The organism is Microvirga sp. GN3 (genome assembly GCF_055792825.1).
In genome coordinates, this window is sequence record NZ_JBVVAK010000106.1 from 19085 (window position 1) to 28382 (window position 9298).

Annotated in this window: 6 protein-coding genes; all 6 read left to right on the forward strand. The window is 57.5% G+C overall.

All coding sequences use genetic code 11. From position 1 onward, the window contains the following. Positions 1-805: 805 nt before the first annotated feature. The 6 genes from ACS5Q1_RS33610 to ACS5Q1_RS33635 all read left to right on the forward strand — a co-directional run bounded on the left by ACS5Q1_RS33610 (position 806) and on the right by ACS5Q1_RS33635 (position 8546). Positions 806-2077 (forward strand): methylaspartate ammonia-lyase, encoded by a 1272-nt coding sequence (locus ACS5Q1_RS33610; RefSeq protein ID WP_473102290.1) that lies wholly within the window; start codon positions 806-808, stop codon positions 2075-2077. Further along, positions 2074-3222: a CaiB/BaiF CoA transferase family protein gene (locus ACS5Q1_RS33615; RefSeq protein ID WP_473102284.1), complete on the forward strand. Its 1149-nt coding sequence runs from the start codon at positions 2074-2076 to the stop codon at positions 3220-3222. Before ACS5Q1_RS33610 ends, ACS5Q1_RS33615 begins: the two co-directional genes overlap by 4 nt. A gap of 115 nt (positions 3223-3337) precedes the next feature. Continuing rightward, positions 3338-4240 carry an HpcH/HpaI aldolase/citrate lyase family protein gene (locus ACS5Q1_RS33620; RefSeq protein WP_473102285.1) on the forward strand — a complete coding sequence of 301 codons (903 nt, stop codon included), beginning with the start codon at positions 3338-3340 and terminating at the stop codon, positions 4238-4240. A gap of 209 nt (positions 4241-4449) precedes the next feature. Beyond that, positions 4450-5376 carry a LysR family transcriptional regulator gene (locus ACS5Q1_RS33625; RefSeq protein WP_473102286.1) on the forward strand — a complete coding sequence of 309 codons (927 nt, stop codon included), beginning with the start codon at positions 4450-4452 and terminating at the stop codon, positions 5374-5376. A gap of 187 nt (positions 5377-5563) precedes the next feature. Further along, positions 5564-6997, forward strand: a complete 1434-nt coding sequence (locus ACS5Q1_RS33630) for an NAD-dependent succinate-semialdehyde dehydrogenase (RefSeq protein ID WP_473102287.1) — start codon at positions 5564-5566, stop codon at positions 6995-6997. A gap of 13 nt (positions 6998-7010) precedes the next feature. Further along, positions 7011-8546, forward strand: a complete 1536-nt coding sequence (locus tag ACS5Q1_RS33635; protein ID WP_473102288.1) for a fumarate hydratase — start codon at positions 7011-7013, stop codon at positions 8544-8546. The last annotated feature ends 752 nt before the right edge of the window (positions 8547-9298 follow it).

A 9298-nucleotide genomic window follows, 5' to 3' on the forward strand; every position in this document is an offset into this window, starting at 1 on the left:
CCGATGACCGACCTTGCAAGGTGACAAGGAGATGGTGCGATCGATCGATCCAGATCCCGAGACGCTCCGTAGATTGTAGTGGCCCTGCAAGGTCGCACATCTGTTTGGAACTCGGGTGGCGGAACCCATCTTGGCCAGCGTTCATGTGCGAGCGCGACAACACAGGCCGGACATATGAACGCAAGCGATCCGATCAAACTATGTCCAAATCTTCTTGCGAGACGGGGGCCGTCCACATATGCAATCTCTTTGAGCCACACGAGTGCTGGAACTTCCTCAAGGCAGCCGGATATGCGTCCGTGTAATCGTCCGGTGCTCTAGTTCACCACATTCGCGTCCAACGGCGAAGCCGAACACGGCTCGGAGATGCATGACAGGCGGTTTTCTCGCTCACATGGCTTGGTCACCTGCCGTCCCTTACGTGTGTGACGAGGCGCTTGGCCCATTAGAAGAAGTGGGGCCCTTTAGGCAGCGTCTCGGCGGCGAACACTGTACAGCGGTCGTGTGAGGGGTTGCCTTCATGCCCCACCCGTACAGGCGCCAGCGTATGATTGGCAAATAATACCTGACAGTCAGATCTGGCCTTGCTGTCAGCTCTCAATATGATCCCTGGGCGCCTAAACGCCGACATTGCAGGAACAGTCCTCGACCGAGTTCAGGATTGGTCCCATCTGGTTACGCGATGGGACGGTCGTTGACATTATATTGGCAGAGACCGCCAGAGGATGCGTATAGTCACGGCAGTGGGTTGTGCTCTGGCTTGGCCAGAGCCCGTTATCTGATAAGCCATATCGAGTGGACTGAAGTGCACATTAAAGACGTGATCCTGGCGCCGGGAACCGGGGCATTTTTCTATGACGACCAAGCTGCGATCCGGGCAGGCGTCCAACAGGACGGCTTCAACTATGCGGGCGCACCCATTACGCCTGGGTTCAAGTCTGTCCGCATCCCTGCGTCTTCTCTAAGTATCGGGCTTCTCCTCGACGACGATACGGTCGTGTGGGGCGACATGATGAACGTCCAGTACTCAGGCGCCGGCGGACGGGATCCGTTGTTTGATATTGGTGATATTTCCGATCTCACCTCCAGGATTGTTATCCCGCGGCTCTTAGGTGTCGATGCAAATCGATATCTTGATGCCTGCGCCAATGTCTTTGCACATGTTGGCGGGAGGCGGTTGCCGCTTTCAATTGAATACGGAGTGAGCCAGGCGCTCCTCAGGGCTGCGGCCCATGCCCGGCGCACTACCATGGCAGAAGTCATTTGCGCCGAATTCAACCTGCCCCTGCCAGTCCGCAGGATACCTATCTACTGCCAAAGCGGTGACTCCCGCGAAATCAACGTCGACAAGATGATCCTGAAGTCCGTGGATGTGCTCCCCCACGGACTGATTAACTCGCGCGAAAAGTTTGGCGCCGATGGGCAGACCTTCATCGATTTCGTGACCTGGGTCGCGAACCGCACACGTGAGATCGGTCAGCCGGGGTATCATCCGGTTCTCCATTTCGACGTCTACGGCTGGATCGGCTTGGCGATCGGCATGGAACCGCAGCGGATCGCCGATTTTATAACGAGGGTTGCAGACAAAGTTCATGACTTCCGGATCAACATCGAGAGCCCCGCTGACTTTGGATCGACACAAGCCCAACTTGAGAATTATGCGCAGATCGTATCGATTTTGAATGATCGGGGAAGTAACGCCCGTATCGTTGTTGACGAACAATGCAATACGCTCGACGACATCCGCTTATTTGCCGAAGCCAAGGCCGCGCATCTCGTTCAGATCAAGATGCCCGATGTCGGCTCAATTGCCGATACAGCGCGCGCTGTTCTCCTATGCCGGAACATTGGAGTCGGCGCCTACGTCGGGGGAAGTTGCACGGAAACTGATCTCTCCGCACGTGCGTCGGTTCATATATCCGTTGCAACCCAGGCGGACATGATGCTGGCGAAACCGGGAATGGGCGTCGATGAAGCATTCTCGATCGTGGGGAACGAGCAGAACCGGTTGTTCGCTCTGCTGAACCGCGGTAATGCTCAAGCTAGAGTAACCGACAACGGCATGGGGCCGGCATGAAGAGCTTGGAAGGAATCACAGTTGTCGCTGTCGAGCAGGCTGTAGCTGCGCCGTACGCATCGTCGCGCCTAGCGGATGCCGGCGCCAGAGTCATCAAGGTCGAAAGACCGGAAGGAGACTTCGCCCGGCACTATGACAAACTGGTGCGCGGACAGAGTGCCTACTTTGTTTGGCTTAATCGCGGGAAAGAGTCGGTCTGCCTCGACCTGACGGTAGCTGCGGATCGTGCGGTTTTGGATTCGCTTATCGCCTCGGCAGACGTATTTATCCAAAATCTGAAGCCAGGCAGCATTGCTAAAATGGGTTTTGGGTCGGCAGAGCTCCGGCAACGTTATCCCAGGCTCATCACCTGCGACATTTCAGGGTTTGGTGAAGGCGGCGCGTTCTCCCACTTGAAGGCCTACGATCTCATCGTGCAGGCGGAGACGGGCCTTTGTGCCATCACCGGTACGCCTGAGGGACCGGCCAGAGTGGGGGTTTCAGTCTGCGACATTTCGGCGGGCATGACAGCCCTTAGTGCGATTCTCCTAGCGCTGTACCAGCGCGAACGGACGGGAGAGGGGACCGGCATACAGGTCTCGCTTTTTGATGCCATCGCAGACTGGATGAATGTACCCGTACTGCACCACGACTACAGTAATTACCGTACGGTGCGCGCGGGCGTAAACCATCCATCGCTGACACCATATGGTGCGTATCGCTCCACCGACGGCAAGGACATTATTTTCTCCGTGCAGAACGACCGAGAATGGGTTAATTTCTGCACGAAATTCCTCAAGCAACCCGCTTTGACGCGGCAGGTTGGCTTCGCAGACAACATGGAGCGGCTCAACAATCGCCCCGTACTCGACGAGATCATAGCACGGCGTTTTGCTGAACTTTCGAGCGAGGAGGTGATGGAGGAGCTCGAGGCGGCAGGGTTGGCATATGGCCGGCTGAACGAGATGGCCGACGTTTCACGGCATCCGCATATTCGCCGGGTTGCGGTCGCAACCCCAGCGGGCGACATCGATGTCATCGCTCCTGCGGCGATTTTCAACTCGCAGACGCCATCCCTTCGTCCGGTACCGGCACTGGGAGCCAACACAGCCGCCATTCGGGAAGAATTCAAGGTGCTTCCAGAAAAGGGAACCACTTCTGCATAGCACGCTGTTCGACCCGGGGTGCTCGTCGTATGAGCTCGCCCACGACGGTGCAGCGCTAATGCACACACTATCCCTGCAGGGCGTGCTCGCGACGATCAACGAAAGGATACAATCAATGGGGAAGGACGCCGCCTTAGCCGTGCAAAGTTCATTGTTTGCTCCTCGCTGGAGATCCCTGCTCTTTGTCCCTGCTCATGTACCTAAGTTTGTTGACAGGGCTCATGAAAGAGGTGCCGATGGCATCATACTCGATCTCGAGGACTCGGTCCCGCAGGCCCATAAAGCTGAAGCCCGGAAGTTTGTTCCGGCATCCGTGGCGGATGTTGGCCGCAACGGCGCGTCGGTTCTCATCCGTGTGAACCGAAGCTTGCGTGCGCTGGCCGCCGATCTTGATGCTGCGATTGTTCCAGGTGTTCATGCCCTTGTCCTTCCTAAGGTAGATTCGGCTGAATGGGTGGCCGAGGTTGCCGAGGCGGTTGCGGAACTTGAGCGTGAAAGAGACCTCATGCCTGGCAGCGTCAGGTTTCTGGCGCAGATCGAAACACCAGCAGCGTTGCATCGGCTGCCGGCTATCGCGTCTGCCCATCCGCGGATGGCAGCGCTAGCACTCGGTCCTGAAGATTTCAGCGCGGCCGTTGGCGGCATGCCGGAGACGGATCTTTTGCTGGGACCAAACCTTTCGGTGCTGTTCGCAGCCCGTGCAGCAGGTCTCCTGCCACTGGGGTTTGTAGGAAGCATTGGAGATTTTTCGGATACGCTCAAGTTCCGCGACACCGTTCTACATGCCCGACGCTTGGGCTTTGCAGGTGCCCTGGCTATCCACCCAGCACAAGTGGCTATCCTGAACGACGTTTTCTCCCCTACGGCAGAGGATCTCGACTGGGCACGGCGCGTCCTCGTAGCTGAACGAGATGCCGCGATGCAGGGCAAGGGGGCCTTCGCTCTGGATGGCAAGATGGTTGACCCACCGGTGGTCCGGAGAGCTCGCGAAATACTCGCCATGGGTCCAACAACCTAGGTGAAGGCATTCTCATCCTGGGATTTGCCGATCAGGCCAACGCGGCATGGACAAGGTTTTGGTACAGCGCTCACCAGCAGCCTCAGATCCGGCAGTTCAGGCCAGCAACGGGGCGTTATTGATCCTCCATTGCCCCTTCCGCACTATCGCGTTTCGAGATAGAAGGGATAAGGGAGGCCGAGGAGCACCCCGATTAGGTTCTTCAGACCGTGGAAATCAGGCAGCTGAAATACTTTGTCGGTGTCGTCGAAGCAGGCAGTTTCACGAAGGCAGCTGCCCAACTCAACGTTGCACAGAGCGCGCTTAGCCTGCATGTGCGCCAGCTGGAGGAGAGCTTCGGCACGCAACTGCTGGTGCGCGACAGGAACGGCGTCAGCGTGACGGCATCTGGTGCCAAGCTGCTCGAGCGGGCACGATCCATTCTCAGGGAAATCCAACTCACCAAAGCGGAACTGACCAACTCAGCAGCTTCTCCCACGGGAGAGGTGACGATCGGTGTCCCATCGGGAGCAGCACGCGTTCTCAGCGGTGAACTGCTTGAAGCCGTAAGGAACGAGTTGCCGGGCGTTTCTCTCAAGATGGTCGAGGGCATGACTGGGCCACTGGAAGAATGGATGGCCGCTGGTCGTTTCAACCTAGCTGTCTTGTACCGCACAGCGGAAAGTGCTGGCCAAATGACTGTCCTGGCGCGAGAAGAGTTTTGCCTCATCGTGCCGCCTGGACAACCACCTTTTGAGGATTCGGTTCGCTTGGCAGACCTTCATGCATTCCCGCTGGCAGTTCCGATGCGCAGCAACAATCTTAGGCGCTCCGTTGCTGATGTTGTCGCTCTGCATGGCTGCACACTAGACGTCAGGTTCGAGGTGGACTCGCTCTCAACGATCATTAATATAGTTACTGAGGGCAAGGGTTATTCGATACTCACACCGTCGGCCATTCGGAAGGAAGTCTTGCAAGGGCAAGCGCGCATGGTCCGGATTGTCGATCCAGTGATCACGCGTACGGTGGTGCTTGCCGTAAACCCAAAGAATGAGCATTCCCCAGCAGTTTCTGCGGTACGCAAACTCATTTCCAAGGTTGTCAAGAATTTGATCGACGACGGCCATTGGCCGGCTACAGCTCCAAATGCGCCTTGACCGGTCTCCCGCTGACCTTAAGGCGTCTAGCGCTAGAGTGCTTGGCAACTCTATCAATCTGGAATCCCGATGGATGGTGCCAATAATCCATATTTGACCGTCGTGACACACGATGGAAGATAACTGAAGGTGAATAGCGGATTCAGAACCGCTCCTTCGGCGTGAATTGTCATAAGCGGAGCAAATAATGTTGCATGGAACCAGCTACGAGCTTTTCATCAACGGCACGTGGCGAGCCGGTAGTGACGGAGAGACTTTGCCCCTGATTAATCCAGCCACCGAGGAAGTCTTTGCCTGTGTGGCTTCTGCTTCACCGGCGGATCTCAACGAGGCCCTGTCTTCTGCTGAGAAGAGCCGCGAATCCTGGTTAGCAACTCCAGCAGCCGAGCGCGGCGCCCTACTTATCTCCGCCGCCAAGGTCCTCAGGGAGAGAATTGACACGGCCGCCAAGGCCTTGTCTGCAGAACAAGGCAAGACCGTCGCCGAGGCACGAGGCGAGTTCACACGAGCCGTTGAAACATTCGAATGGAATGGTGCGCAGGCGGAAGCTTTATCGCGCCCGATTCCGATGGGCGCCAACCGCATGCTCATACCAGAAGCCGTTGGTGTCGTCGCCGCGTTTACACCCTGGAATTATCCCGCCGTTCTGAACGCCCGCAAGCTTGCTGCCGCGCTAGCGGCCGGCTGTCCCGTGATCCTCAAGGGCGCCGAAGAAACGCCGAGCGCCGCCGTGTTTATGGTGGAGGCGTTGCAGGAGGCAGGGATCCCAGTCGGCGTGGTCAATCTCGTTTTCGGGATACCGGCGCAGATCTCCGAGCATCTCCTCAAATCACCGATCGTGAAGGCCCTCACCTTCACTGGCTCCACGTCAGTTGGAAAGCAACTCGCACGGCTCGCGGCTGACAATCTTCAGCGTTGCGTCCTTGAGCTTGGGGGGCATTCTCCCGTGATCGTGTGCGACGATGCGGATTTGGAAGCAGCAATCCCGGCGATTTCGAGCTACAAGTTCGAGTGCGCGGGCCAGAGCTGCAACGCGCCCAGCAGGATCCTTGTCGCCAGGCCGATTTACGATAAGTTCGTGACGCGGATGACCGAAGAGGCTTCCAAGATCAGGGTTGGCGCACCTGACGACCCTTTGACCGAAATGGGGCCAATGGCTAATGGGCGGCGGATCGAGGCCATGAAGCAGCTGATAAAGGATGCAGTTGAGCGCGGCGCCAAACTCGAGCTAGGCGGCACCCGCTTGGATCGCGCAGGCTTCTATTGGCCCCCAACGATCCTGACCAACGTTCCAGCGGATGCCAAAGTTCTCCATGAGGAGCCGTTTGGCCCCATCCTGACCATCGCGCCGTTCGACTCGATCGAAGAAGCCATCGATGAGGCAAACTCGACAGAGTACGGCCTTGCCGCTTACTTCTTTACCAACTCGGCTGAAACAAAACGCACGTTGGCCAGCAGACTCTCGGCAGGCGCCGTCAGTATTAACTTTTTGAAGGGCGTGGCCGCAGACGCCCCGCATGGAGGCATCAAGCAGAGCGGATATGGTTACGAGGGTGGGGAAGAAGGGGTACGAAGCTTTCAAAGCCTGAAGCTTGTCAATAGTTTATGCTCCTTCAAGTGATAAGTTAACGACAATGACAACCGTCATCTCCGGCGAGGACATCACCACGAGCGTTGCAGATGCGCTCCAGTACATTTCCTATTATCATCCCCCGGATTATGTCCGGTACCTTTCGCAGGCTTACACTCGCGAACAAAGCCCGGCAGCAAAGAATGCTATTGGGCAAATCCTCTTGAATTCGCGCATGGCGGCGTTCGCGCGGCGGCCGATCTGCCAGGATACTGGCCTCGTCGTGATCTTCGCAAAGGTCGGCATGGACGTCCGTATTCAGTCGACCGGGAGCTTTGCCGATCTTGTTAACGAAGGCGTGAGACGGGCCTATTTGAACCCGGACAATCCCTTGCGCGCATCGGTTGTCGCCGATCCCCTCGTCAGTCGCGTCAATACGCGGGACAACACGCCTGCGGTTGTTCACGTCGAACTTGTGCCTGGGAACGAGATAGAAATCACTATAGCCGCGAAGGGCGGTGGCTCGGAGAACAAGGCGCGATTTACCACTCTGAATCCCAGCGCATCAGTGGCCGACTGGGTTATAGACACTGTCGCATCGCTGGGCAGTGGATGGTGTCCCCCCGGCTTGGTCTCAGTTGGGATCGGCGGCAGCGCCGAAAAGGCGATGCTTTTGGCTAAGGAGGCCATGAACGACCCCATTGATATGCAGGACCTTATCGCGCGCGGAGCATCCAATGCGGAAGAGGCGCTTCGCATCGAGCTGTACGACCGAATTAACGCGCTGGGTATCGGCGCCCAAGGCTTGGGAGGCCTCACAACAGTTGTCGACGTGAAAGTGGCCTCTTTCCCGACCCACGCGGCGTCCAAGCCCGTGGCATTGATCCCCCAGTGCGCCGCCAACCGGCATCTAAAGTTCATATTGGATGGCTCTGGTCCCATCACGCTCGCGCCGCCCGATCTGCGCGAATGGCCGGAAATCGACGCAGGGAACTTGCATTCAGCCGGTGTCCGGCGGGTCAACCTCGACACGCTTACGCGGGAAGAGACTGCAACGTGGCGCGCTGGGGAAACACTTCTCCTGTCCGGGAAGATGCTGACAGGGAGGGACGCTGCCCATAAGCGCATCGTTGACCTTATTGACGCCGGCAAGCCGCTGCCTGTCGACTTGCGGGGTCGCGTGATTTACTACGTCGGACCGGTTCGGGCGGTTCGAGACGAGGTCGTCGGACCGGCTGGTCCAACGACCTCCAGCCGCATGGACGCCTTCACCGAGAAGATGCTTGCCGAAACTGGACTGTATGCGATGGTCGGTAAGGCGGAGAGGGGTCCCGCGGCCCTGGAAGCGATCGTCAGGCACAAAGCACCCTACCTCATCGCGGTGGGCGGCGCCGCGTACCTTATCTCAAAGGCAATCAAAGCGTCGCGGCTTGTGGCTTTCGAAGATCTGGGTATGGAAGCCATCTACGAATTCGAGGTCCACGATATGCCTGTGATCATGGCTGTCGACGTTGATGGAAATTCCGTTCATCAATCCGGGCCTATCGAATGGCGCAAGCGGATGGCGGCCGAAACCATCGCCCGCAGCATCAGCATTTGAGCTGCTTGGTTTAGTTCAGTCCAATGGGCATGGGGCATAAAAAGCGCCAGAAGTCGGAAAAAACTTAGCGGTAGAATGATGGGTCCCGAGCTCGGCCACGTAGATGTTCTTATACTTAGCCGTTCTCCGCGCAACGGCGTTGTTAAAGCGCTTTTACTGCGGGCTTGAGTCCATTGGGACAGACTGTGGTTCAATAGTTATATCATAGGAGGCAAGCCGTGCCCCAGGCCTGTTCTTCGATCTACGTCTGCGGGTTCTCGCCGCCTGTGAGCGGACGACGGCAGCTAAGTTGAGTTTGCCCGCCGCTTTGAGGTCTGCCTCACGACTGTGTCGCAGTGGTGCGGCCAGGCGCGAGCAGGACCGGCACAAGCCTAGACAGAAGTGCTGGAGGCTACTCGATCACGCCGCAATCGGGCGTTTGTACCTGCCGAGCTATTCGCCCGAGATCAACCCGACGGAGCATGCCCGGGCTAGGATGAAAGAGCGGCGGCGCAAGGCCCAAGCAGCGCATCCCGAAGCCTTAAAGGCGAAACTCAACCCAGCTCTCGTCAGCATTACCGCACAGGAGGCCGAAGGTTGGTTCAGACATGCCGGCTAAGCCCTCCAGTAAGATCAAAATCGCTCAACAATCAGCTCTGAAGCTCGCTTGTGAACGCATCAGACTGCGCGCACAGCCGAGCATACGCGATCAGTTGTAATGCTAGTGGTATATCCCCTTGGCGCATTCGTTAGAATCTGTTCTTAGTGGGTGA